This is a genomic window from Paraburkholderia sp. RL17-337-BIB-A, assembly GCF_046025895.1.
GTDB lineage: Bacteria > Pseudomonadota > Gammaproteobacteria > Burkholderiales > Burkholderiaceae > Paraburkholderia > Paraburkholderia fungorum_C.
In genome coordinates, this window is record NZ_JARESY010000001.1 from 4,694,119 (window position 1) to 4,719,104 (window position 24,986).

The following is a 24,986-nucleotide window of genomic DNA, read 5'->3' on the forward strand; positions in this document are numbered from 1 at the left end:
AGCGGTACCGGCGACCCCGAAAAACCGCTCCATCCACACCTGGTACCAAGGAGAAGCTATGCAACACAAAATGAAACAGCTGGCAGGCGCAGCACTGGTTGCGGCAATGTCGCTGGCGGGGACGGCCAACGCTCAATCGACCGAAGACGTGAAGATCGGCTTTGCCGGTCCGATGACGGGCGCACAGGCGCACTACGGTAAGGACTTCCAGAACGGCATCACGCTGGCTGTGGAAGACATGAACGCGACCAAGCCGGTGATCGGCGGCAAGCCGGTTCGCTTCGTGCTGGATTCGGCCGACGACCAGGCTGACCCGCGCACCGGCACGACCGTTGCACAAAAGCTGGTGGATGACGGCATCAAGGGCATGCTCGGCCACTTCAACTCGGGCACCACGATTCCGGCTTCGCGCATTTACGCGAACGCGGGCATCCCCGAAATCGCCATGGCCACGGCGCCTGAGTACACGCAGCAAGGCTTCAAGACCACGTTCCGCATGATGACGTCCGACACGCAGCAAGGTTCGGTCGCCGGCACGTTCGCGGTCAAGACCCTGGGCATGAAGAAGATCGTGATCGTCGACGACCGCACGGCTTACGGCCAGGGTCTGGCCGATCAGTTCGAGAAGGCGGCGAAGGCAGCAGGCGGCCAGATCGTCGATCGTGAATACACGAACGACAAGGCGGTGGACTTCAAATCGATCCTGACGAAGCTGAAGTCGTCGAACCCGGATCTGGTGTACTACGGCGGCGCGGATTCGCAAGCGGCACCAATGGTCAAGCAGATGAAGCAACTGGGCATCAAGGCGCCGCTGATGGGCGGCGAAATGGTCCACACCCCGACCTTCATCCAGCTCGCGGGTAACGCAGCGGACGGCACGGTGGCATCGCTCGCCGGTCTGCCGCTGGAAGAAATGCCGGGTGGCAAGGACTACGTCGCGAAATACAAGAAGCGTTTCAACGAAGACGTGCAAACGTACTCGCCGTACGCTTACGACGGCGCAATGGCGATGTTCGACGCGATGAAGAAAGCGAACTCGACTGATCCGGCCAAGTACCTGCCGCTGCTCGCGAAGACCTCGATGCCGGCAGTGACGGCAGCGAACCTTGCGTACGACAGCAAGGGCGACCTGAAGAACGGCGGCATCACGCTGTACAAGGTTGTTGATGGAAAGTGGACGACGCTGCAAAGCGTGGGTGGGAAATGAATTAGCAGTACCGTCGTACTCAAATAGGAAAGGCCTCCGTGGAGACGCGGAGGCCTTTTTCTTGTGCATCCGTGTTCGGGGTTGGCCGGTTAATCATTTCATCGCTGATGCGCCAGTTGAGGATAGGCGCGCTGCGAAGAAGTGAACGCCTTTCAGCTTTTCGGATCTTTGACCCGGAGTATCCGCTCAACGTTGCCCTCGAAACTGGCGAGATCATAGTTCTGCATAATGAACGAGACACCCTTGTCTGTACGGAGACGATTCACGTCGATATTGGCGGGATTTTTCCCTCTATCAAAGATCGAGGCCAGCAATCTGGTCTGCTCAGCCGAAGGCAAGTGTACGAAACCGGGGCTTAGCAGCGCGAGGATATCCTTGATGATCAGGCTCTCCTTTCGGCGGCCCGTGAGCCAATCGCGAATCCTCACTTCAGGAATTACACCGGCTTCCACGTTCGACTGCAGAATATAGGCCCTCATATCCATCGTCTTATACACAAGTCAGCCCTCCGCAACCGTAGGCCGGAACAAACCGTCGTCGGGCAATGAGATCGACGGGGGCTTGTAAACTTTCGGCGCATCGCGTTTACTCTCGCTTTTTGCGTGAACGCCTTGGCCCTGGAAGCACCGTGCTGGACGCAAACCGAATTTGCTGACCTCGACCTTGGCGACGCGCGCTTGAACAAGCGAGCGAGGACATTGATGGAACGATTGGCGGCCAAGCCGACGGCTGGCGTGCCGCAGGCGTGTCGGGGCTGGGGCGAGACGATGGCGGCGTACCGCTTCTTCGACAACGGCGAGGTCGAGTGGAGTGCGATTCTGGAACCGCACTGGCGGCAGACCGAGCAACGAATGGCCGCTCAGTCGGTCGTGTTGTGCCTGCAGGACACCACGGAACTGGATTTCAACGGCCGGCAGGCCGCGGGCCTTGGGCCACTGTCTTATGAGATGCAGCGCGGGATGTATTTGCATCCGACCTATGCGGTGACGCCTGAGCGGGTGCCGCTGGGTGTACTCGACGCATGGATGTGGGCGCGTGAGCCCAAGGACGCGCAGGGCCAGCGCGGCGGCCTCAAGGAAAGCCTGCGCTGGATCGAGGGTTACGAGCGCGTAGCGGAAACGGCATCGAGCCTGCCACACACGCGACTGGTGTACGTCGCTGATCGCGAGGCAGACATGCTCGCGCTGATGGTGCGGGCGCAGGAGTTGGGCACGCCGGCGGATTGGCTGATTCGCTCGACCCACGACCGCGCGCTGCCCGAGGGAGCCAAGCTATGGACAGCGACGACAGAAGGCACACCGCTGGGCGAGATTGCCTTCACGATGGGCTCGCGTCACGGCGTGAAGGCGCGCCAGGTGCGTCAGCACGTATGGTTGCGGCGCATCGAACTGCCGGCAGGCGTTGGTCAGAGCGTTGCGGCCACGTGTCTGGTGGCGCGTGAGTTTGATGCACCAGGCGGCGTCAAGCCGATCGAATGGCGCTTGCTGACCAACCGCGAAGCCACGACGTTGCAGGAAGCGATTGAACTGATCGACTGGTATCGGGCGCGCTGGGAAATCGAGATCTTGTTCAACGTGCTGAAGAACGGTTGCCGGGTCGAGGCGCTGCAACTGGGCGCGATCGAACGGCTCGAACGCGCGCTGGCGCTGTTTCTGGTCGTGGCTTGGCGAATCGTCCGTCTGATGCACATGGGTCGCAGTTGCCCCGATCTGGATGCCGAACTGTTCTTCGATGTCGATGAAATTCGTGGCGCGTATTTGCTGACCGACGTCAAGCAGCCGGACAAGCCCAAGCTCAACGAGGTGCTGCGCCTGATCGCGCGCCTGGGCGGATTCCTCGGCCGCAAGGGCGATGGCGAACCCGGCACGAAAGCTATTTGGCTGGGACTCAAAGAGGTTCATGTCGCTGCCAAGACATTGCAGAAGTTACGTGCCGGCGGTCACGCTGGAAATTGTGTATAAGCCGATGCCTCATATCCGGTCCGGCGGGAATATCGATCAAATAATCGTGTCCGAGCCGATGATCTCTAATCAGGAAGAGATAGTTTTTCTGATGATCGAGAGTACTTAGGGTTACGGCGAATTTCGAAAAATCGGTTTGCTGGATACGTGATGGATCGACCGCGACGGCATTCTCTACCATTAGCTTGAAGATGTTATTGGCGGAAAGGCTGTCAGAGGGTTCTAGTGGAGCGAGGGGGTTGATACCGACTAAGTCTATATACGACTCAAGGCCGCCCATTTCCTCAACTTCCGCATCAATCTTTGCTTTAATCCTGGCTGCATCGCGGTCGACAAGTCGAATACTATAATCGCTATTCCATAACATGCGGTCCACATTGATGTCTGACAGTCTTTCCGCAAGTTTTCCAAAAGCCGTATCACGCCGATAAACACCGCTGCTCGAGGGAACGGGTAAGGGCCCAGCCTTAGGCGGCGCTTTTTTGACGACCCAGCGGCCGTCCGCTTTTTTCTCGACCGCAATTGTGCTTTCGGCTGGCTGGACACCGGGATCTAGCTTGAGATTCCAACCTGTCCCGGAACTATCCAATACCACCTGGTATGTGTGGCCGTCCGATTGAATATAATAATCTTTCTTTCGAAGCGATCCAGGCTTCTCATAAACACCTTTGAATATATCTTCGTTCAAACCAACGTACAGCCCCTTTGTATCTATATTGACACTCCATTCCGGTTTTAAACGTATCTGTTCTGCGGAGTCATCTGCCTGCTGGGCAAGATGAACGGTCGCTGAAAAGGTGGTCGTATCCTGTGAAGCGTAGGGATACGCTGGATAATTAACTTTACGCAAACGCCACTGTGGAACACGCAACGGTGTCATCGACCCGACCGCGCGATTGCTATTAGAAATGGCGCCGGAAAATTCCGGATCGATACCCGCGACCGAATCGAAGTCCTTGTAGGCGACAAATGATCGAGGATATAGGTCTTTAAATTCTTTTGCCCACGCCTCCTCGCTACCGTAAAAAGGTAATCGGAATTTAGGGTACCTCCAGGCGGTAATATCGATCGCCAACGCGGTATCCCCGGTACTGTCGATAACAAGCCAATGCATCTCGGGCTCGATGGTGTTCGGCAAAATCCAGATCATCACGAGGCGACATTTCACCGATCTACCGAGCTCTTTCATAAATGACATGACGGCAGTCGTGGCGGCAGCCTTGTCGGTACGAGGATCGTTGAAAAAAGGCCGAAGATCAACGTTACTTTCGAGCTTCGTTCTCAGGTCGGCAATCGTGCGCGAGGTCTCGAACGACGGCCGTGATGCTGACGGTGGAAAATAACGCTCTAAATCATTGGCTACCGTAGCCGGCACCCGTTTTACTGGTGTTCCGTCTATTGAACCAGCCTCAACGAATCCTTCAATTTTGACGTTATATTTATTATCTCGCAAAATCAGGAGGTGACTGTTTCCAATGGAAAACCGACCTTCCGCGCCCTGGTAGCTATATGCCCAGTGGGTACTATCCCGTCGTTCAATCCGGGTTGGCGAAGTGCTCACTAGTGGCCGGGAGGAGACGATGTAAGTGTTGTCAAAGTAGTCATATAATTGTGCTAAATCGGCGGTCGCAGGCTCGGCAGGCAAAATGAATGAGGATTTCTGCCCAGTCAAAACGCCATGAACATGAGCAATATGTTTCACGCCGTCAGTGTGTGTATGCCATTTAGTGCCTCGAGAAAGTTTACCAGTGTGGTAAATATAGATCGCCTTCTCGGATTTCTTTATACCTATAACGTGAGTGCATCCGGATAGCGCGCCTGAAGAGATAAGGAGCGGGCCAATCCACCCAAGTTAAGCGTGTCTGCCGCGCCGAAACTCAATCAAGTTAAAAAAGCACTTGACGTGAAGCCAACTTCGCGCGGTGGCCAATGAGGATCTTTTTGATCTTCGTTGGCCCCATGTCTCTTTCCACTCTGCTTGCCGATCTCGCCGCCCATATGCAGACTGACCAGTTTCGTCAGCTTGCTTGCGATCCCGAGCATCCCACGGCGTTTCAACGTCGTCGCAAATTGCCCTTGCCGGCACTGATCGCATTGATGCTCACCGGCATGCGCAAGAGCGTCCAGACCGAACTGGACGAGTTCTTCGGACATCTGCAGCAACAGGCACAATTGCTGCGCAAGGTATCCGGACAAGCGTTCGCGCAAGCGCGCGCCAAACTCTCCACGACCGCCATTCCGGCGCTCAATGACTCCCGAGTTCGACAGATTTTCGTGTAAGTGATTGATTTTGCTGAACCCGGGGGTGCAAATTTGCCACTACAAGCTACGGATTGTCGGTATCGGCAGGTTTAGGGCATCGAAGAGTTCCTTCTGTTCAGGAGTCAGTGTGGACAGGCCGGTTGCGCTTTGGCGCCGATGAAGGACGACCTGATGAAACTGGATGCGCCGGACGATTTCCAGCGCACGCTCGGGCGAGCAGGCTTTGTCGCGGGCCTTCAGACGCATGCGCATCACGCGATACAGCACGAGCGCCAGAAAGCAGATCATCGCGTGTGCGCGAATCCGGTCGGGCAGGCGATGGAACACCGGGCCGATCTCGATTTCGGACTTCAGTACGCGGAAGCCCCGCTCGATGTCAGCCAGCGACTTGTAGCGCTTCACGACGTCGATCGGGGTGAGCTCCGGCACGTTGGTCACGAGGATCAGCTTGCCGTCCATCATGCGGGCGCGGGTCAGTGCACGCTCATCGATGTCGTAGGTGAACAGGTCCGATTTCAGATCAACCCTGACGATCGATGCGAGCTTCGCTTCGCAGACTGCCTGATAAAGACGCGCCTTGGCACCGCTGTCGGAGAGCTTGCGGCCCTTGTGCTTGCGCCCGCCGTCCTGTCCATCGAGCTTGTCGGCCCAGCGCGCTGCGTCCCGTTCAAGTTCGGCAATATGCTTATCGCGCCGGGCACCCATTTCTGCGGCGAAGTCCGGCCGGTGCGCGACGATCAGCCGGTGACCCTGCCACTTGAATTCTCCGATGACTTCGGTGCTGGCCTTCAGGCAGGTGTCGTTATGGAAGCTGGCGAGCAGTTCGTCGAAATCGCTATAGCGTCGCGCCGCGACGGCCAGGATGAATTCCAGTGGCTGGTCATGGACCTTGATGGACTGGATCGCTTCCAGGTTATCCAGCGACAGCAGGCCGCGATCGGCCACCAGCACGACGCGGCGAACCGGATAGCGCGCCAGCACCTTGGTGATCGTTGGCACGAGCGTGTGCGTCTCTGCCGCGTTGCCGGCAAACACTTCGTGATGGATCGGCAGGCCGTCGGCGGTCTGCACGACGCCGAGCATCACCTGGCGCGCGATGTCCCCTTCCTTCGCAAGCCCGTACTGACGGATCTCGCCTGCCATTTCCGAGTGGCCTTCGGTACGGATCGTCGTCAGGTCGTAGAACACGATCGAGAGTTCCTGGTCGATCAGCGGGCGCAGCAGCGCGGCAGACACCTCCTCCAGTGCATCGGCGCACTCGACCAGCGTATCCATGGTGCGCAGCAGCCGTTGATGCGTGACCGTCTCAGGTGCAACGTCCGGCACCATGGTCGCTTCGAGCCATCGCGTGATGCCCAGCTTCGATTCCGGATCGCACAGCCGGTTGAACACCATCACGCGCAGCAGGCGCTCGGCGTCGAACTGGTGATGCGGTCGCAGCACGCGACGGAACGCATCGGCAAAGCCCAGTTCTTCCCACAGCGCCGTGAGCATCCAGGTGTCGCCAACCGACAGGCCCGACGTAAAGGCGGCCTCGCCGGTGCCCTCATTGAGCGTCGGTTTGCCCGCCGCACGCAGCAACCCGTTGATCAGTGCATCGTTACCGCCGGCCTGTACGCTCTCCAGTCGTCCCAAGGTAGCAATCACGCGCTGACGCGACACACCCAGCTCATCGCGAAAGGATTCCATGAGCTGGACGTACTGGCGTGGACCCGAAGACGTGACTTTGATAAACATGCCACAACTGTAGTCACGAATATGGCTTGTTTCAAGCTGTATTGTGGTATCGGCGTGCCACTACAGAGTTATTCAAGGTCCGCGCATCAAGTGTTTGATTTGTCAGCGCCTTTGCCCGCAAACTGCCCCGAAAATCGGTTTAAGCTGTCGAACTAGGGGGGGGTTGATTGCAGCCTTATTTTATTAAAAGCTGCATTTGAACACATGGTTGAGTCGGAAATTTTATTTAAAAATAACTGTCTGCCGATGGTTGATATGATTATCCAATCGTTCGTCTCAAGTTGACAGAAGACCAGATCTCCCGCATATGTCCATCTATTAATAATCTCCGGGATGACGCTCATTTCCGGTGTCCACAAACCGAGCTTATTAAGTGTCAATTGCATCCGCGCACAGCGAATTGGCCGTGAGGCGACCATGTCGTAAGGATGGACGCCAAGCTGGGTCAATTTGTCTATTGCGATTAATTTTGTAACATCGGAGAAATATTTGTGTTTAAAAGTTGAAAATTGATCATAATATTTGGGATCGCTTTTTGTCTCTGTGTTGCTCTCCACATTTTGTAAATACGATAACCCTTCAATACTGTTGCGGTGAGCGCTTCGGGAAAACGGGAGCTGCTGCATAAGCGAATTGAAATGGCGAATGACTCGGGGTGGATCTGTGACCTCGCTGTAAAATTGATCGACAGTCGCTCCCATTTGCGCCATCAGAAAGATCGCTTCCCCAAAAGACACAAAATAAAATACATCCTCGTTCGACGCGATCAACCCAGAATAGTTATTAAGAAGGTCCTTTGTGGACAGCTGTTCAAGCTTTGGTCGCGATTCCTCGGGCGCGAATTTTCGAAGTGCTTCGCGAACGGCTTGGGCGCGGCTGTCGAGCAGCAGAATGTTGGTATCCGCACGAGACACAGGCGGCAGCCGAGTTCTCAGATCTATTAAAATATCAAGATATTCCCGGGACCGCTTTGCAAGTATTGAGAGATACATGGCGGCATATCTGCTCTGCAAGAGCTTTGCGCTCTTCTTGTCGCACGCAGAGCGATAGGTGGATCCTCTATAATTGTATAGAAAATTCCGACAGTCGTTTATTGTTGAGCGAATGATGTTGCGGGTATATTTGGCACTTGTCGTAATGTCAGAAAAATTCAAGGTTCCACCGTGCGTGGCTATCTCGTTTTTTAATGAACCTGTATATATTTCCCGTGCTGTCTCGCAACCCTTTTTGCAGTTCTCGTCTAGCTCAAAGAACATCCCCGGCCGGAGTTCTGATTTAAGAAATTTCGGAAATTCGACTTCGGACGCGCGAGCCTCTGGCGAGGTGGCGGGTAACGAAAAAAGCGATTCCAGTTCAACGGCTGATGAAATAGAACCTTCTGCGGGCCGGCCAAACACGTCGCCGTAACGACAGGTTCCATACGCTTTTATTTTTATTAAAATGGGGATGACGCTATAGGCGTTCGGTGAAGAACCTGCGCCGCCAGTCGAATTGGGAAGTTGGTATAGTTCGGCTCCATAGCGGTCCTCTGAGGATAGACGTCTGGCGTCCATACTGCTTTTGTCAGCTTGATAGTCGGAAAGAGCTGCTTTTACAGCGCTGGAGTATGTGGCCGCCTCGGGCGTCAAATCGGTTGAAGTCTTGCCCAGCCACAAATCGATCATGGATTTTTCAAATAACCCGTTATCGAAGCTACTGGTAATGAATTCGTGCAGCCACTCCATTTTCATCCAGGATATATAAATCCACATGTGATACTCCTGATTGTGTGAACCGGTTTGAACCAGGCTGTGAGCAGCCACGCGGGGTAAATCTTCGGCAGAATCGGGATGGTTAGGATGTGCGTTCAGCCCGCCCGCTCTCCCGCTCGCCCGCCCTGGTAGCGTTGAAGAAACAGTTGCCGTCAGGTCGAACCCAGACTCTTTCGCCCTCTATGAGCGCCCAGTAGTGGTTCTCTGCCACCTCGTACATACAGCGTTAGCGCTGTCCCCCGATGCATCAAAAGACGCATGGTTTCGACCGTTCCAGACGTGGAGCGCCAGTTGCTGATCAATTTCATCGTGCTGGCGTCGCTTCGTTCTGGTCGTGGAATCGTTCTCTGCGTAGCCGCGCATAAGCCGCCTCCGGATCGGACAGTTGACTTTGAATAGAACCGTGAGGTGTCCAGTCGCGACGCGCGCCGTTTCCGGCAACAGGTCACCACTACGCAGCGACCCTAGTCACCAGGGGACGGGGTTCTATCAGGAAAAATCTGAACGAGCGATTGCCTGCTCACGCCGGGTAACCGCACGTTGGCGAAGACGCACCTGCCGGTGCTTCGCATGAATCGCACTGAACCCTCGACAGCGTCAAAGATTAGTGGATATGAATTGAAATATAGCCAGCGGGCATGAACATCTACGTGATGGCGGGATGATAATTCCGTCATGAGACGATTCAGCGGCGCCGCAGCGACAGCGGTGCGACATCGCGCGCAGCGCTGTCGCGCTCGAGCGATTGCGAAAGTGGATCGCCACTAAGCTCCGGTTGCTCGCAGCTTTCTCCCTTGCTCGCGAATCTGCTCCAGCGTAGCGCCCGGTGTACTCGCCTCCTGCGGCATGCGAATCTCGATCACCGCCGCACGCTTGGCCGCTATCGACCGCTGCAACGCCGGTAGGAAATCCTTCGTGCGCTCTACCGTCTCACCATGCGCGCCGAACGACCTCGCGAACGCCGCGAAGTCCGGATTCGTGAGACCGGTGCCGTGCACACGATTCGGGTAGTGCCGTTCCTGATGCATCCGTATCGTGCCGAAGTGGCTGTTGTTCACAACGATGAAAATCACATGCAAGTCGTACTGCATCGCCGTCGCGAGTTCTTGCGCGGACATCATGAAGCAGCCGTCGCCTGCCAACGCGACTACTGCGCGTTGCGGATACATCGACTTTGCCGCGATTGCCGCGGGCACGCCGTAACCCATTGCACCGCTAGTAGGTGCAAGTTGCGAGCGGAAGTGCCGATACGAGAAATGCCGATGCAACCACGTCGCGTAATTGCCCGCACCGTTCGTGAGGATTGCGTCTTCCGGTAGATGCGCGCGCAACTGCTGGATGACTTCGCCCATTTGCACATCGCCAGGAATCTGGCGTGGTTTGCGCCAGTCGAGATACGCTTGATGCGCTTCTTGCGCCGCGCCGGCCCACGCAGGTTTGTCGGAAGAAGGCTTTAATGCCGCAAGCAACGCCGCCAGCTCGGGCATACCGGAGACGATCGGTAGATCCGCTGAATAGACCCGCCCCAGTTCTTCCGCACCTTGATGCACGTGCACCAGCGTTTGCTTCGTCTTCGGGATATCGAGCAACGTGTAGCCGTTCGTTGTCGCTTCGCCAAGCCGTGGACCCAACGTGAGCAGCAAGTCCGCATCGCGGATACGTTGAGCCAGCGCCGGATTGATACCGAGGCCGACATCACCTGCATAGTTCGAATGCTCGTTGTCGAGTGTGTCCTGAAAGCGGAACGCGAGGCTGATCGGCAATTGCCAATTCTCGACGAAGCGTTGCAGGTCGGCGCATGCGTCGGGCGTCCAACCGCTGCCGCCGGCAATCACCATCGGCCGTTGAGCGCCTTCCAGCAATCGACGCAACTCTTCCATCTGCACCGCAGACGGCGACGCCGCCACACGCTTATATCCCGGTGCACCGGTTACAAGTTCACACGCGTCACTCAACACATCTTCCGGCAACGACAACACGACCGGCCCCGGCCGCCCCGATGTCGCCGTGTGAAACGCATGGCTCAGATATTCGGGAATGCGCTTCGGATCGTCGATTTGCGCGACCCACTTCGCCATCTGACCGAACATGCGCCGATAGTCGATTTCCTGAAAGGCCTCGCGATCGAGATGCTCACGCGCGCATTGGCCGATCAGCAGGATCATCGGCGTCGAGTCCTGAAACGCGGTGTGCACGCCGATCGACGCATGCGTCGCGCCGGGTCCGCGCGTGACGATTGCGACGCCCGGACGACCGGTCAATTTGCCGACCGCTTCAGCCATGTTCGCTGCGGCCGCTTCGTGCCGGCAAACGATGGTCTGGATGCGATCGGTTTCGTCGTGTAGCGAATCGAGTACAGCGAGAAAGCTCTCGCCCGGTACACAGAAAACACGTTCGACGCCGTGCGTCAGCAAGGCATCGACGACGAGACGCGCGCCGGTGGTTTGGGCGGCGCAAGAAGATTCAGAAGCGAGCGGCATTGCGATGAAGCCTCCAGATGTTGCGATAGTTGCGATAGGCGCAGTGGGGCCCTCAACACTCCACAATATTCACCGCCAGGCCACCGCGCGACGTTTCCTTGTACTTCGTCTTCATGTCCGCGCCGGTCTGCATCATCGTCTTGATCACGGAGTCCAGCGACACGTAATGGGTACCATCACCGCGCAGCGCCATTCGCGCGGCGTTCACGGCTTTCACCGAGCCCATCGCATTGCGTTCGATACACGGAATCTGCACCATCCCGCCAACCGGATCGCACGTCAGCCCGAGGTTATGCTCCATGCCGATCTCGGCAGCGTTTTCCACTTGTGCAGGCGTGCCACCCATCACCGCCGCGAGCGCACCGGCGGCCATCGAACAGGCCACGCCCACTTCGCCTTGGCACCCCACTTCCGCGCCTGAAATCGACGCGTTCAGCTTGTACAGAATGCCGATTGCCGCGGCCGTCAGCAGGAAGTCGATCACGCCTTGCTGATTCGAGCCCGGCATGAAGCGCGTGTAGTAATGCAGCACCGCCGGAATGATGCCGGCCGCACCATTGGTCGGAGCCGTGACCACGCGCCCGCCAGCGGCGTTTTCTTCGTTCACGGCGATCGCGTAGAGATTGATCCAGTCGACCATCGACAGTGGATCGCGCAGCGCCAGCTCAGGATTACCGGACAACGCGCGATACAACTGCGGCGCCCGGCGCTTCACCTGGAACGGACCGGGCAAGTTTCCTTCCGCATCCGGATTGTTGATGCCACAACCGCGCGACACGCACGACTGCATCACGTCCCAGATCTTCAGCAAGCCCGTACGCGTCTCCTCTTCCGTGTGCCAGACGCGCTCGTTTTCCCACATCAATTGCGCGATGCTCTTGCCGGTCGATTTGCACAGGGCGAGCAATTCATTGCCGCTGCGAAACGAATGCGGCAATTGTTCGACGGCGCTCAGCACCTTCGTGTTCGGTGCGCCCGCCGTCACCACGAAACCGCCGCCCACCGATAGATACGTCGACTCGCGCAGCGTCTCGCCTTGCGCATCGAACGCATGCAGCTTGAGACCATTCGGATGTTCGGCCAGCGCCTGGCGATAAAACGAAATGTGATCTTTCTGCACGAACGGCACCTCGTGCGTGCCGAGCAAAGCCAGCTTGCGCGATGCCTTCACCGCTTCCAGACGCTGCGCGATCGTGTCCGGATTGACCGTATCAGGCGCATCGCCCATCAAGCCGAGCATCACGCCGCGATCGGTGCCGTGCCCCTTGCCGGTCGCGCCAAGCGAACCGTACAAATCCGTTTTCACCGATGCCGTCGCCGCAAGCAGCCCGTCGCGTTCGAGTCCTTGCGCGAACATCAGCGCCGCACGCATCGGCCCGACTGTATGCGAACTGGACGGACCAATGCCGATTTTGAAGAGGTCGAACACGCTAACTGCCATTTACTGCTCCCTGCTGATAAAAGTTGGATTAGCGCGCCGCCAGCGGCAAACACACGGCGAGCCACGCGGGCGGCGTCGGTGCGAGCTGCAGCGCGATCGGCGTATAGCGTCCATCGAGACGTGCCGCCAGGTGAAATAGTTCTGTCGCGTTTTTCGGATCCCATTGACCCGAGTAGCCGGGCAAACCGGCCTCGCGACGTTTGGCATCGAACGGGACGCTCGAATGCACGAATTCTTCATGGGTCTTGCTGCCGTCCGCATACGGCGTTAGCCAGTTGAGCGCGGCTTGCAGCGACGCGCCGTTGGCGGCCTTCTCCGGCAACCAGTTGCGGTTGTGGCGGCGCGCGGCCAGCGCGGCGGTCACGAGCGGTTGCAGGTCGTAAGTAACGTAGTGCAGCGCGTCGCGCTCGCCGAAGTCGAACGTCGAGCCGTCCGGCGCGATGTTGTCGCCGATATGCTCTTCGAACAGACGCTGCGCCGCGTTGATCATCTTGCGGTTGTCGAGCGTGAACGCAGCCATGGCGATCAGCTTGATCCGGTGGCTCTGCCAGTTGTTCTTGAACGTGCCTTTGAGGGGCCGCGGCTGCGCGTCGATCTGCGCGATATAGCCGTTGGCGAGCTTCGTGAGGAACGCCATCGATGCATTGCGCGTTTTCACCGGCAACGCACTCGCGGTCATGTCGTAGGCGAGAATCAGGCCTTCGAAATGGGTTTCGTCGATGGGATTGAAGCTCGGCTGGTAAGTTGTGACCCACGCATACAGCAAACGGTCGACCAGCTTCAGATACCGATCGTCGCTCGTGGCGCGCCAGGCGAGCGCCGCATCGCGCAGCAGATCGAGATCCTTTTCCGCTTCGACGCTCTGATCGTAGATGCCCTCGTGCGGCAGCGTGCCTTCGGTATGCAGCTTCGCCAGCGCATGCGGCGGATCGTTCAGATGCGCCTGCACGTTGCTCACCAGCGCCTTGACGCCTGGATCGGCATTCGTGCGCTCGCTGGTTTGCAGGGCGGGCGCCGCACAAAAATTCATCGCGGCCTGCGCCTGCCGCAGCGGCAGCAGCACGGCCGCGCCTGCCAACAGCAGCATGCAAGCCTGTTGCCCCGTTTGGGCTCGCCTTGCTTCGGTCCGGCTTTGCATCAATCGCACCTTTTGCGCCATGCGAAACTCCTCGTTAGGCTGATTCGGTGTGTGATGTTAGCCGTTTGCGGACGCCAGCGACAGAACCGCGCAACGCCTGCTTACAACCTTCAGGCACTGCGCGGTTTGCGGACACGCTTACTCGTAGTCGGCGATCGGCACGCAGGAGCAGAACAGATTGCGGTCGCCGTATACGTTGTCCGCACGGCCGACCGGCGGCCAGTACTTCTTCGCGATCAGCGTGGGCAGCGGATAGGCGGCGGTTTCGCGCGCATACGCATGCTTCCAGTCGTTCGCGATGACGACCGCCGCCGTATGCGGCGCGTGCTTGAGCGGATTGTCCTCGCGGTCCGAGCGGCCTTCTTCGACAGCACGGATTTCGTCGCGGATCGCGATCATCGCTTCGATGAAGCGGTCGAGTTCTTCCTTCGATTCCGATTCGGTCGGCTCGACCATCAGCGTGCCCGGCACCGGGAAGCTCATGGTCGGCGCATGGAAGCCGTAGTCGGCGAGGCGCTTGGCGACGTCGTCGACGGTGATGCCGCTCGTGTCCTTGATCGGACGCAGATCGAGAATGCACTCGTGCGCGACCAGGCCGCCGGGGCCCGAATACAGCACGGGGTAATGCGGCGCGAGCTTCTTCGCGACGTAGTTCGCGTTGAGGATCGCGGTTTCGGTTGCCGCCGTGAGGTTCTTCGCGCCCATCATCGCGATGTACATCCACGAGATCGGCAGGATCGACGCGGAGCCGTACGGTGCGCCGGACACCGCGCCGATGCCGTTCGGCGCGCGCTCATAGCCCGACGAGATCTGGTTCGGCAGGAATTGCGCGAGATGCGCGCCGACCGCGACCGGACCGACGCCCGGTCCGCCGCCGCCGTGCGGAATGCAGAAGGTCTTGTGCAGGTTCAGGTGCGAGACGTCGCCGCCGAACTGGCCCGGCGCGCACAGGCCGACCATGGCGTTCATGTTGGCGCCGTCCACATAGACCTGGCCGCCGTGCGCATGCACGATCTCGCAGATTTCGCGGACGTTCGCTTCGAACACGCCGTGCGTGGACGGATACGTGATCATGATCGCCGCGAGCTTGTCGGCGTGCTGATCGGCTTTCTTCTTCAGGTCTTCGATATCGACGTTGCCTTGCGCGTCGCACGCGACAACGACCACCTGCATGCCGGCCATTTGCGCCGACGCCGGGTTCGTGCCGTGCGCCGAAGCGGGGATCAGGCAGACGTTGCGATGCGCTTCACCGCGCGACGCGTGGTAAGCGTGGATGATCAAGAGACCGGCGTACTCGCCTTGCGAGCCGGCGTTCGGTTGCAACGACACCGCCGCGTAACCCGTTGCGGTGACCAGCATCTCTTCGAGCTGATCGATCATCTCGCGGTAGCCCACGGTTTGCTCTGCCGGTGCGAACGGATGGATCTGGCCGAATTCTGGCCACGTGACCGGCAGCATTTCCGAGGTCGCGTTCAGCTTCATCGTGCACGAGCCGAGCGGGATCATCGAGCGGTCGAGCGCGAGGTCCTTGTCCGACAGGCTGCGCAGATAGCGCAGCATTTCCGTTTCCGAATGGTGACGGTTGAACACGTGGTGCGTGAGGTACGCGCTGGTGCGCTCCAAAGCGGCCGGCACCGATGCGGTGTTCGATGCGGCGACGGCCGCGTCGAGCGCATCGACTTGCGGCACGTCTTTCGCGCCCGCTGCTTCTGCGAAGACGGCGAGCAGATCGGCCAGATCGTGACGCGTCGTGGTTTCGTCGATCGACAGACCGACTTGCGTGTCGCTCACACGGCGCAGATTGATGCGCTTCGCTTTCGCGGCGTCGTGCAATGCTTGAGTACGCGCGCCGCTTTCGAACGTCAGCGTATCGAAGAACGTTTCGTTGACGAGCGTGTAGCCGAGTTGCTTCGCGCCTTCCGCGAGCAAAGCGGCGATGCGGTTCACGCGCAGCGCGATCGTTTTCAGACCGTGCGGGCCGTGATAGACGGCGTACATGCTGGCCATGATCGCGAGCAGCGCTTGTGCGGTACACACGTTCGAGGTCGCTTTCTCGCGGCGGATATGTTGTTCGCGCGTTTGCAGCGCGAGACGCAGCGCCGGATTGCCTTGCGCATCCACGGTCACACCGACCAGACGGCCGGGCATCTGACGCTTGAACTCGTCGCGCACGGCGAGGTAAGCCGCATGCGGGCCGCCGAAACCGACCGGCACGCCGAAACGCTGCGTGTTGCCGACGGCCACGTCCGCGCCCCATTCGCCCGGGGGCGTGAGCACGGTCAGCGCGAGCAGGTCGGCGGCGACCACCACGTGGCCGCCCGCTGCGTGGATCGCATCGGCGAGCGCGCGGTAGTCGCGTACATCGCCGTTCACGCCCGGGTATTGCAGCAGCACGCCGAACGCATTCGCGTTCGCGGCTTGCGCGGCCGGGCCCACTTTCACTTCGATGCCGACCGGCGTGGCGCGTGTTTTCACCACTTCGATGGTTTGCGGCAGTACGTCGTCGGCAACGTAAAACACGTTCGACTTCGGCTTGCCGACGCGTTGCAGCAGCGTCATCGCTTCGGCGGCGGCGGTGGCCTCATCGAGCAGCGACGCATTCGAGATCGCCAGACCCGTGAGGTCGACGATCATCTGTTGGAAGTTCAGGAGCGCTTCCAGACGGCCTTGCGAGATTTCCGGCTGGTACGGCGTGTACGCGGTGTACCACGCGGGATTTTCCAGCACGTTGCGCAGGATCACCGTCGGCGTGTGCGCGTTGTAATAGCCCTGCCCGATGTACGAGCGGAACACCTGGTTCTTGTCCGCCAGCTCACGCAACGCGGCGAGCGCTTCGGCTTCGCTCTTCGGCTGGGCGAAGGGGCCGAGCGGCAGCGTTTCGGTGCGGCGGATCGTCTTCGGAATGACGGCGTCGATCAGCGCGGCGCGCGACGCAAAGCCGAGGGCTTCGAGCATCGCGTGCTGGTCGGCCGAATCCGGGCCGATGTGCCGTTCAGCGAAGGCGTCATGCACTTCGAGCGCGGCGAGCGGGAGAGGAGTGCGGTTCATCAGACGATCCGGGTGTTCGAGCTTCATAAGGTGTTCCTGCCGGTGCGGCTGTCCTGTCGATTCGGACCGGCCGCACCTGTCGGGTTAAACGTAATGGTGCAAATGCGGTGCTTCAGGCGCCGATCGACTTCGTGTACGCGTCCGCGTCGATCAGGCGGTCCAGCGTGGCGTCCGCGGCCGGCTTGATCTTGAAGAGCCAGCTTTCGTACGGCGCGCTGTTGACGCCATCCGGCGTGTCGGCGATGGCCGGGTTCGCTTCGATGATCTCGCCCGAAACCGGCGCGTAAATATCGGAAGCGGCCTTGACCGATTCGATCACGGCAACGGTGTCGCCAGCCGTCACGGTCTTACCCAGTGCCTGGACTTCGAAGAAGACGATATCGCCGAGCGCTTCCTGCGCGTGGTCGGTGATGCCGACCGTCAGCGTGCCGTCCGCCTCGGTGCGGACCCACTCGTGCGATTCGGTGTATTTCAGATCGGCCGGGATGCTCATCGGATGCTCCTATGCGGTGTGATTCGGTAGTGACTAAAAAGGGTCCCCAAACCTGTCGCTTCGCGCCAGGCCTCCCGGAAGTCAATGCCCCAAGGGGTCTTCCTGCCGGGCGGAAAATTTGGGGCGGCCCGGTGTTTTCTTGAGGGATAACGCACGCGCCGGCTGCTTAAACTGCGAGCACCTTGCCGTTGCGCACGAACGGCAGTTTTACCACGCTTGCGGGAACGTTTTTGTCACGAATCTGGACGTGAACGGTATCGCCCGGCTGCACGCCTTTCGGCACGCGCGCGAAGGCGATCGATTCCTGCATAGTCGGGGAAAAAGTGCCGCTAGTAATTTCGCCAACGCCCTGCGGCGTGACGACTTTCTGGTGTGCACGCAGCACGCCTGCCGCCTTGCCGTTTTCCTTCAGCAGGATCAGACCGACGAACGCAGCCTGCGAACCGTCGGCCTCAAGCTTGTCCTTGCCGACGAAGGCACGCGGCGAAGTCAGATCGACGGTCCAGGCGAGGCCGGCGTCCAAAGGCGAGACGTTGTCGTCCATATCCTGGCCGTACAGGTTCATGCCGGCTTCGAGGCGCAGCGTGTCGCGCGCGCCGAGACCCGCAGGGCGCACGCCTTGTGCTTGCAGCGCCTTCCACAGCGCTTCGACGTGATCCGCCGGGACGATGATTTCGAAGCCGTCTTCGCCGGTATAACCGGTGCGCGCGACGGTGAGCTCGCCGAACGGCGTGTCTTCGATACGCGCGGCGTTGAAGGGCTTCAATGCTTCAGTGGCGGCGCGTGCGGCCGGCACGGTTTGCCAGACTTTTTCGCGGGCGTTCGGGCCTTGCACGGCGACGATCGCATAGTCGCGGCGCGGCGTGATGGTCAGGCCGAAGCTGCCTTCGGCGTTGAGTTGGCCGAACCAGGCGATGTCTTTATCGGCGGTGCCGGCGTTGACGACCACGCGGAAATGATCTTCGCCGAAGTAATAGACGATCAGATCGTCGATCACCCCGCCGTTCGGATTCAGCAGACAGGAGTACAGCGCGCGGCCCGGCGTTTGCAGCTTGGCGACGTTATTCGCCAGCGCGTATTCGAAGAAGGCGCGCACGCGCTCGCCGGTGAAATCGACGACGCACATGTGCGAGACGTCGAACATGCCGGCGTCGGTACGCACAGCACGGTGTTCGTCGATCTGCGAGCCGTAGTTGACGGGCATGTCCCAGCCGCCAAAATCGACCATGCGGGCGTTGAGCGCACGATGGGTGGCGTTGAGCGGGGTGTGTTTGAGTTCAGTCATGGGGCCTCGGGCATCTCGCGAAACAAAAAAGGCCATGCGGCACTACGCCTCGCGGCCTGCTGGCTGCGAGCGCTTGCGTTGCATGACCCCTCTGTCCTCGATACCTGAGAGATTGCGTTGCCGGGCGATTTGAATGCTGCTGCAATCGCTGCGGTGGAACGCGCGCCCCTTCGGTGGGCAGCCTGCCAAAGTCTGCTCGATATAAACGACGCAGACGGCTACTGCCGCTCTCCAGAGTGCGAAAAACTCGGGCCTGATGTTGCCTTGACGCGGGTTCTTCGACGCGGTCGGTCCTTTTGCCTGAGAGTTTGCGGGTGTGCCCCTTCGGCGGCGCGGCCTGCGATTTTCTGCGGCCAGCACGCTCTCCCGACGCGTGCGGCGAATGTACGCGAGGGCCGGGGGCTTGTCAAATAAAGGCCTGCGAGGGCCATGGGGGTTGGCGCCAGGGGTTCGCGGAAATCAAAAAAAAGCGCGGGACAGGCTGCCCGCGCTTCTTTGCTTCGGTACCTGAACCGGCGCGATTATTCGCCGATGGCATGCGCCGCGTTGTCGAGTTCCTGATTCAGCAGGCGCTGTTCGTCGCTGGACAGACCGCCGCCGTGTCGCGCTGCCATCTCATGAGCTTCCTGACGGATCACATCGAGGCGATGATGCAACGCGCTGCCTTGCGCAGGCGGGTAGTAGCCTTGATTGACGTGAGCGTCGATGTGGCGGCTCAGGGTGTCGATACGGCCGTCGACCTGACGCAGACGCTGATCCGCGATTTGCTGCGGACTAGGGCGCGGCGCCGATGCGGGTTGCTGGGGAGCCACCACGCAGGCGGCGAGGGAGCTGAGCAATGCGCATGCTGCTACTGCGCGGACGATACGGGGCATGGACTCTCCGGGAAGTCGTTGTCGTTTTGTGGTGCTACAGGGTAGCAACGGATTGCCGGAGATTCACGACGACCGCGAAGACGGGGTTATTTGTAACGTTATGTTCCTTTCCGTCTTGTCAGGCGTTTAGTCTCTGGCGAGGGCATGCCGATGCCGTGCATGCCCCCGCCAGATAGCCCGCAAGCGCCCCGCTGGCAAAAGTCAGCGAATACGCTCAAACGGCAGCCGGACGCCTTCTTCCGAACTCCGGGCAGCAAGCTCGATAACCGTCATCACGTCGACGGCATCCTGTGGGGTGACAGGAAATTTCACGCCGTTCTGAATGGCATCCGCCAAGGCGATATAGAAGCCAACATATTCACCGTTGCGCGTCGGTACTTCCCGCTCGACTTCCTGGTCGCCCTCAAGCACGCGCAAGACACCCGCCGCATTGCCGGCGCCGAACCCCTCGTCGCCAGGCCGCAAACCGGCTTTCAATTGATCTTCCTGCGTATCGAGTCCGTATTTCACATAGCTCCCATGGGTGCCGTGAATCGCGAACCTCGGTGCGACGAGTGCGGTCAACGCGCTTGCATGCAACACCACTTCGAACTCGCCATACCCCAACAGTATATGGACGTAGTCCGGCGCGCTGGCCTGCTCGCGATGCGTCCGAACCGTTGCGGATACGGTCTGCGGCGCGCCGAACAACGCCAACGCCTGATCGATCAGATGCGGCCCAAGATCCAATAGCAGACCGCCGCCGCGCGAAGCCTCCTCGCGCCAACGCTGGCGGACTTCCGGCCGGAAACGGTCGAAATGCGATTCGTATTGTGTAATGCGCCCCAACTCCCGGCTGGCAAGCAGATCGCGCACGGTCAGAAAATCACCGTCCCAGCGGCGGTTGTGAAAGGGCACGAACAGCTTGCTGCGGGCGAGCGCAATGTTGGCGAGCGTGTGGGCGTCGGCCGCGGTGAGCGTGACCGGTTTGTCGACCACCACGTGCTTGCCCGCTTCCAGCGCGCGGCGCGCCAGGTCGAAGTGCGTGTCATTGGGCGTGGCGATGACGACGCAGTCGATTTCCTCGAGCGCCAGCAGCGCGTCGAGATCGGCCACCACCTTCGCGTGCGGGTAATCGGCCAGCGCATGCCCGGGCTGGCTGGTCGCGATGGCCGCGATGCTCGCGCGCCCGCAGTGCTCGATCACTGGCGCGTGAAAGGTCGCGCCGGCAAAACCGTAACCCATCAATCCAATCTTCAGCGATGCGGACATGCGTGTCTTCCTGCAAAAACGGCGCGCCGCTTTGCCACCGTGGCGACGGCGCGCAACACTGTAATTGTGGCATGTCACGGAGGTGGACTGTCAGCGTTGTGGTAGATGTCTGTTAGCGGAGTTCGTCTGGACGGCGCTCGGCTGCCAGTTGCGACAGCAGTCGCGGTAGCGGATTCGAGCATGCGTTTTTGTCCTCGGGCGAGCGGCGATCGCGGGCACCTTTCGTTGTCTGTTAGCTCATCTGTGACGGCATCCGTCGCGGTCATCCGTGTTAACATCGCTCCTCTCGCGCGGGAACGCAGCGGGCCGGAACGCCCCCGTACCACCTGGGGCGCGTGTTTCAGCCGCTGGCGCCGCGCAGCATGCCCCCGAGCCTTCGGTCTCGCGATTTCGCACCCAAGCGCCCTCAACCGCATTACCCATCCACTGACGATGTCCGCAGGCCTGAACCCCGCTCAAAATGAAGCGGTCCGTTATCTTGACGGTCCGTGTCTCGTGCTCGCCGGCGCAGGCAGCGGCAAGACGCGCGTGATCACGCAGAAAATCGCGCACCTGATCGAAGCCAAAGGCTTCGAGCCGCGCCACATCGCCGCCGTCACGTTCACGAACAAGGCTGCGGCGGAAATGCGCGAGCGCGTCGGCAAGCTGCTCGAAGGCAAGACGCTCACCACGCCCGGCAAGGAAGGCCGCAAGGTGCCCGTCAATCAGTTGACGGTCTGTACCTTCCACTCGCTCGGCGTGCAGATTCTGCGGCAGGAAGCGGAACACGTCGGCCTCAAACCGCAGTTCTCGATCATGGATTCGGACGACTGCTTCGGCATGATCCAGGAACAGGTCGGCTCGACGGATAAAGGCTTTATCCGCAAGATCCAGTCGATCATCTCGCTGTGGAAAAACGGCCTGATCATGCCGGAAGAGGCGATCGCGATCGCCGCGAACGAAGACGAACATCAGGCCGCGATCGTTTACCGGAACTACGTGGCGACACTGCATGCTTATCAGGCGGTCGATTTCGACGACCTTATCCGCCTGCCCGCCGAACTATTCGCGAAGAACGAGCAGGTGCGCGATCGCTGGCAAAACAAGCTGCGCTACCTGCTGATCGACGAGTATCAGGACACCAACGCGTGCCAGTACGAGCTGGTCAAACTGCTGGCCGGCAAGCGCGCGGCGTTCACGGCGGTCGGCGACGACGATCAGGCGATCTACGGCTGGCGCGGCGCGACGCTCGAAAATCTCGGCCAGCTCAGCAAGGACTTTCCGAAGCTGCATCTGATCAAGCTGGAACAGAACTACCGTTCGACGGTGCGCATTCTCACCGCCGCGAATAACGTGATCGCGAACAACCCGAAACTGTTCGAAAAGAAGTTGTGGTCCGAACACGGCATGGGCGACACGATCACCGTCACGCCTTGCAACGACGAGGAGCATGAGGCCGAGTCCGTCGTGTTCCGCCTGTCCGCGCACAAGTTCGAGCGGCGCGCCAATTTCCGCGACTACGCGATCCTGTATCGCGGCAACTTCCAGGCACGCATCTTCGAACAGGTGCTGCGTCGCGAACGGATTCCGTATGTGCTGTCGGGCGGCCAGTCGTTCTTCGACAAAGCCGAGATCAAGGATATCTGCGCGTATCTGCGCCTGATTGCCAACGCGAATGACGACCCCGCGTTCATCCGCGCAATCACCACGCCGCGCCGCGGCGTTGGCAATACGACGCTCGAGGCGCTCGGCTCGTTCGCGGGCCAGGCGAAGGTGTCGCTATTCGAAGCGGTGTACATGGGCGGCATCGAGGCGCGCCTGTCGCCGCGCCAGATCGAACCGATGCGCGTGTTCTGCGACTTCATGCAGCGCCTCACCGATCGTGCTGAGAAAGATGCCGCCGGTCCCTTGCTCGACGAACTGATGGACGCGATCCACTACGAAGCCTATCTGTACGACGCGTTCGACGAACGTCAGGCGCAGTCCAAGTGGCAGAACGTGCTCGAGTTCATGGAGTGGTTGAAGCGTAAAGGCACCAAGGCTGAGCCTGAAGGTTCGGCGAACAGCGAAGCAACCGGCTACGACACCGCCGACGGCCTCGGCGACACCGGCAAGAATCTGCTGGGCCTGATCCAGACGGTGGCGTTGATGTCGATGCTCGAAGGCCGCGAAGAAGATCCGGACGCGGTGCGGCTCTCTACGGTACATGCGTCCAAGGGGCTGGAGTATCCGCACGTGTTCCTGGTGGGCGTCGAAGAAGGCATCATGCCGCACCGTGGCGGCCCCGACGACGAGCCGATCGACGACGCGCGCATCGAGGAGGAGCGCCGTCTGATGTACGTCGCGATCACGCGTGCGCAGCGCAGCCTGCATCTGAACTGGTGCAAGAAGCGCAAGCGGGCGCGCGAAACCGTGGTGTGCGAGCCGTCGCGCTTCATCCCCGAGATGCTGCTCGACGACGCTCCGCCGCCGACACCCGAAGAAGCGCCGATGTCGCCGAAAGACCGGCTCGCGAGTTTGAAGGCGCTGTTGCAGAAGCCTTGAGCGTGGAGGCGAACGTGAGCCAGATGGACGTTTTCTGTTCGCCTGCTTGCAAGACCCCGCGCGCTGGGCACAGCTACTTGCTTGCAAGACCCCGCGTGCCAGGCACAGCTACTTGCTTGCAAGACCCGACGCGCCGGACGCTCCCACCCGCTCGTAACCCCGCGCGCCGGGCAGCCCCCGGCCGCTTGAAAGACATCACTCGCTGCACGCCCACGCGCTTGCAAGACCCCGCGCACTGCAAGTGCATCGGCGATTTTCCCAGGTGCGCACGCTACAGTGGCACGGCCCGTTAATTGGACGTTGGTCAGACGTTGATCGGGCATTAATCGGAGACCGTTCGCATGTCCATGCCGCCGCTCGCGCACTATTGCCTCGCGCTCGAAACCTACATCGACGCGAAAGACAACACGCGTGCCAACCGCATTGCCGAGGCTTTTGCACCGGATGCGGTCCTCACCATTTCGCTCGCTACGTCGAATATCGCGTTTCCGGCGCGCACAGTCGGCACTGATGCGATCGCGAAAACGCTCGTCACCGATTTCGGCGCCCAGTATGCGCAGTGCCGCACCTACTACGTGTGCGATTCGCTCTCGGTGAATGACGGCACGATCGACGCGTTGCCCTGGCTGGTGGTGATGCGCGAACGGGCAAGCGGCGCGTTACGCGTCGGCCACGGGGTGTATCGGTGGAGTTTCGATGCGATGCCGGCCGTCACGGCGTTCCATATCCACATCGCTCGCATGGACGTCGTGCCCGACGCCGACGGCAAGTTGCTTGAAGCGTTGCAAGATGGATTGAGCTATCCCTGGCTCGCGCCCGGTGATCTACACGCGCGTTTTGCGTCGCTCGCGCGCAGCACGCCGGCCTTGGCCTTTGTCGAGGCGTTCAGCCGTCCCGCAGTTGCATTGGCAGGCACCTGACCTGGCGGCGCGTAAAGCGCGTCCCGATTTCACATGAAAAAATCCCTGCCCGTGTCGCCACGGTGCAGGGATTTTTGCGTTTTGCGGCAATCGCCGGAGGCCGTCCCGGAAGCGCCTTATTTCGCCGCGCTGACCATGTAGTCGACGGCGGCCTTCACGTCCGCATCGGAGGCGGTCGAGCCGCCTTTGGGCGGCATCGCGCCCTTGCCGTGCAGTGCGTAGTTGTAGACCGTGTCCATCGGTTCCTTCAGGCGCGGCGCCCACGCGTCCTTGTCGCCGAATTTCGGTGCGTTCAGCACGCCGGCCGCGTGACACGCCTGGCAAACCTGCTGATACAGCGCCTTGCCGGCTTGCGAGGCGTCCGCGCTTTGCGTCCCGCCTGCTGCTGGTGCGGCCGCTTGCGGCACGCTCGCCATGGCCGCGATCGCGGCAGCGGCTTGTGCGGCTCCTGCGTCCGAAGCCCCCGCCGGCGCCGCGGCGGCAGCGCCCGAGGCGGCGGCCGCCGCACCCGCTGCCGGTTGCGCCGGTTCAGGGAAGCTCGCGCCGGAATTGTTCGCCATGTAAGCCACCGCGCGAGCGATTTCGAAGTCGCTGTAGTCGTCCGGGCTGGTGGG

The 24,986-nt window shown here is 60.2% G+C and carries 18 protein-coding genes and 2 riboswitches; of the genes, 5 read left to right on the forward strand and 13 right to left on the reverse strand.

The features are described from left to right. Nucleotides 1-58: 58 nt before the first annotated feature. Nucleotides 59-1,207, forward strand: coding sequence for a branched-chain amino acid ABC transporter substrate-binding protein (locus P0D84_RS20890; protein WP_408339550.1), 1,149 nt, complete (start codon nt 59-61; stop codon nt 1,205-1,207). Between the two features lie 152 nt (nt 1,208-1,359). Here P0D84_RS20890 and P0D84_RS20895 read toward each other — a convergent pair whose 3' ends face one another. After that, on the reverse strand, nt 1,360-1,704 hold the full coding sequence (locus P0D84_RS20895) for a hypothetical protein (protein WP_408339553.1): 345 nt from the start codon (nt 1,702-1,704) through the stop codon (nt 1,360-1,362). Nucleotides 1,705-1,818: 114 nt separating this feature from the next. Here P0D84_RS20895 and P0D84_RS20900 point away from each other — a divergent pair, with 114 nt between their 5' ends. Beyond that, entirely contained in the window at nt 1,819-3,168 is a 1,350-nt protein-coding gene (locus P0D84_RS20900) for an IS4 family transposase (RefSeq protein WP_459252212.1), read from the forward strand. On the opposite strand, the gene P0D84_RS20905 is transcribed toward P0D84_RS20900, so the two are convergent. Continuing rightward, nucleotides 3,095-5,011 carry a cycle-inhibiting factor gene (locus P0D84_RS20905; protein WP_408339916.1) on the reverse strand — a complete coding sequence of 639 codons (1,917 nt, stop codon included), beginning with the start codon at nt 5,009-5,011 and terminating at the stop codon, nt 3,095-3,097. The two genes, P0D84_RS20900 and P0D84_RS20905, sit on opposite strands and share 74 nt — an antisense overlap. 116 nt (nt 5,012-5,127) lie before the next feature. Between P0D84_RS20905 and P0D84_RS20910 the strand changes: the two genes are divergently transcribed. Then, on the forward strand, nt 5,128-5,448 hold the full coding sequence (locus P0D84_RS20910) for a hypothetical protein (protein WP_408339555.1): 321 nt from the start codon (nt 5,128-5,130) through the stop codon (nt 5,446-5,448). Nucleotides 5,449-5,487: 39 nt separating this feature from the next. Here the strand turns inward: P0D84_RS20910 and P0D84_RS20915 are convergent, their stop codons facing one another. From P0D84_RS20915 to P0D84_RS20960, 10 genes are all read right to left on the reverse strand, one after another. After that, a complete protein-coding gene (locus P0D84_RS20915) occupies nt 5,488-7,167 on the reverse strand; it encodes an IS1634 family transposase (protein WP_408331403.1) in 1,680 nt (559 codons plus the stop codon). Between the two features lie 152 nt (nt 7,168-7,319). Then, nucleotides 7,320-8,918, reverse strand: a complete 1,599-nt coding sequence (locus P0D84_RS20920) for a hypothetical protein (RefSeq protein ID WP_408339558.1) — start codon at nt 8,916-8,918, stop codon at nt 7,320-7,322. Nucleotides 8,919-9,682: 764 nt separating this feature from the next. Beyond that, nucleotides 9,683-11,398, reverse strand: a complete 1,716-nt coding sequence (locus P0D84_RS20925) for a thiamine pyrophosphate-binding protein (RefSeq protein ID WP_408339560.1) — start codon at nt 11,396-11,398, stop codon at nt 9,683-9,685. A 52-nt stretch (nt 11,399-11,450) separates the two neighbouring features. Continuing rightward, nucleotides 11,451-12,839 carry an L-serine ammonia-lyase gene (locus tag P0D84_RS20930; RefSeq protein WP_408339562.1) on the reverse strand — a complete coding sequence of 463 codons (1,389 nt, stop codon included), beginning with the start codon at nt 12,837-12,839 and terminating at the stop codon, nt 11,451-11,453. A 28-nt stretch (nt 12,840-12,867) separates the two neighbouring features. After that, a complete protein-coding gene (locus P0D84_RS20935; protein WP_408339564.1) occupies nt 12,868-13,998 on the reverse strand; it encodes an alginate lyase family protein in 1,131 nt (376 codons plus the stop codon). Between the two features lie 117 nt (nt 13,999-14,115). Continuing rightward, nucleotides 14,116-17,052 carry an aminomethyl-transferring glycine dehydrogenase gene (gene gcvP, locus P0D84_RS20940; protein WP_408339567.1) on the reverse strand — a complete coding sequence of 979 codons (2,937 nt, stop codon included), beginning with the start codon at nt 17,050-17,052 and terminating at the stop codon, nt 14,116-14,118. A gap of 85 nt (nt 17,053-17,137) precedes the next feature. Further along, entirely contained in the window at nt 17,138-17,518 is a 381-nt protein-coding gene (gene gcvH, locus P0D84_RS20945) for a glycine cleavage system protein GcvH (RefSeq protein WP_408339569.1), read from the reverse strand. A gap of 166 nt (nt 17,519-17,684) precedes the next feature. Next, entirely contained in the window at nt 17,685-18,803 is a 1,119-nt protein-coding gene (gcvT, locus tag P0D84_RS20950) for a glycine cleavage system aminomethyltransferase GcvT (protein WP_408339571.1), read from the reverse strand. Between the two features lie 81 nt (nt 18,804-18,884). Continuing rightward, a riboswitch (glycine riboswitch) is annotated at nt 18,885-19,048 on the reverse strand. 33 nt (nt 19,049-19,081) lie between these two features. After that, nucleotides 19,082-19,182: riboswitch (glycine riboswitch) on the reverse strand. A gap of 142 nt (nt 19,183-19,324) precedes the next feature. After that, nucleotides 19,325-19,678 carry a hypothetical protein gene (locus tag P0D84_RS20955; RefSeq protein ID WP_408339573.1) on the reverse strand — a complete coding sequence of 118 codons (354 nt, stop codon included), beginning with the start codon at nt 19,676-19,678 and terminating at the stop codon, nt 19,325-19,327. A gap of 201 nt (nt 19,679-19,879) precedes the next feature. Beyond that, complete coding sequence (locus P0D84_RS20960; protein ID WP_408339575.1) at nt 19,880-20,929, reverse strand: oxidoreductase; 1,050 nt, start codon at nt 20,927-20,929, stop codon at nt 19,880-19,882. Nucleotides 20,930-21,361: 432 nt separating this feature from the next. Here P0D84_RS20960 and P0D84_RS20965 point away from each other — a divergent pair, with 432 nt between their 5' ends. Next, nucleotides 21,362-23,452, forward strand: coding sequence for a UvrD-helicase domain-containing protein (locus P0D84_RS20965; protein WP_408339577.1), 2,091 nt, complete (start codon nt 21,362-21,364; stop codon nt 23,450-23,452). 341 nt (nt 23,453-23,793) lie between these two features. Beyond that, nucleotides 23,794-24,372, forward strand: coding sequence for a hypothetical protein (locus tag P0D84_RS20970; protein WP_408339579.1), 579 nt, complete (start codon nt 23,794-23,796; stop codon nt 24,370-24,372). A 116-nt stretch (nt 24,373-24,488) separates the two neighbouring features. On the opposite strand, the gene P0D84_RS20975 is transcribed toward P0D84_RS20970, so the two are convergent. Then, on the reverse strand, nt 24,489-24,986 hold a 498-nt coding region (locus tag P0D84_RS20975), incomplete at its 5' end, for a c-type cytochrome (protein WP_408339581.1).

Coding starts and splice junctions, on each gene's coding strand:
- P0D84_RS20955 (WP_408339573.1), bottom strand. CDS start 19,678: ATGCCCCGTATCGTCCGCGCAGTAGCAGCATGCGCATTGCTCAGCTCC.
- P0D84_RS20890 (WP_408339550.1), top strand. CDS start 59: ATGCAACACAAAATGAAACAGCTGGCAGGCGCAGCACTGGTTGCGGCA.
- P0D84_RS20920 (WP_408339558.1), bottom strand. CDS start 8,918: ATGTGGATTTATATATCCTGGATGAAAATGGAGTGGCTGCACGAATTC.
- gcvH (WP_408339569.1), bottom strand. CDS start 17,518: ATGAGCATCCCGGCCGATCTGAAATACACCGAATCGCACGAGTGGGTC.
- P0D84_RS20970 (WP_408339579.1), top strand. CDS start 23,794: ATGTCCATGCCGCCGCTCGCGCACTATTGCCTCGCGCTCGAAACCTAC.
- gcvP (WP_408339567.1), bottom strand. CDS start 17,052: ATGAAGCTCGAACACCCGGATCGTCTGATGAACCGCACTCCTCTCCCG.
- P0D84_RS20960 (WP_408339575.1), bottom strand. CDS start 20,929: ATGTCCGCATCGCTGAAGATTGGATTGATGGGTTACGGTTTTGCCGGC.
- P0D84_RS20910 (WP_408339555.1), top strand. CDS start 5,128: ATGTCTCTTTCCACTCTGCTTGCCGATCTCGCCGCCCATATGCAGACT.
- P0D84_RS20925 (WP_408339560.1), bottom strand. CDS start 11,398: ATGCCGCTCGCTTCTGAATCTTCTTGCGCCGCCCAAACCACCGGCGCG.
- P0D84_RS20915 (WP_408331403.1), bottom strand. CDS start 7,167: ATGTTTATCAAAGTCACGTCTTCGGGTCCACGCCAGTACGTCCAGCTC.
- P0D84_RS20930 (WP_408339562.1), bottom strand. CDS start 12,839: ATGGCAGTTAGCGTGTTCGACCTCTTCAAAATCGGCATTGGTCCGTCC.
- gcvT (WP_408339571.1), bottom strand. CDS start 18,803: ATGACTGAACTCAAACACACCCCGCTCAACGCCACCCATCGTGCGCTC.
- P0D84_RS20935 (WP_408339564.1), bottom strand. CDS start 13,998: ATGGCGCAAAAGGTGCGATTGATGCAAAGCCGGACCGAAGCAAGGCGA.
- P0D84_RS20965 (WP_408339577.1), top strand. CDS start 21,362: ATGTCCGCAGGCCTGAACCCCGCTCAAAATGAAGCGGTCCGTTATCTT.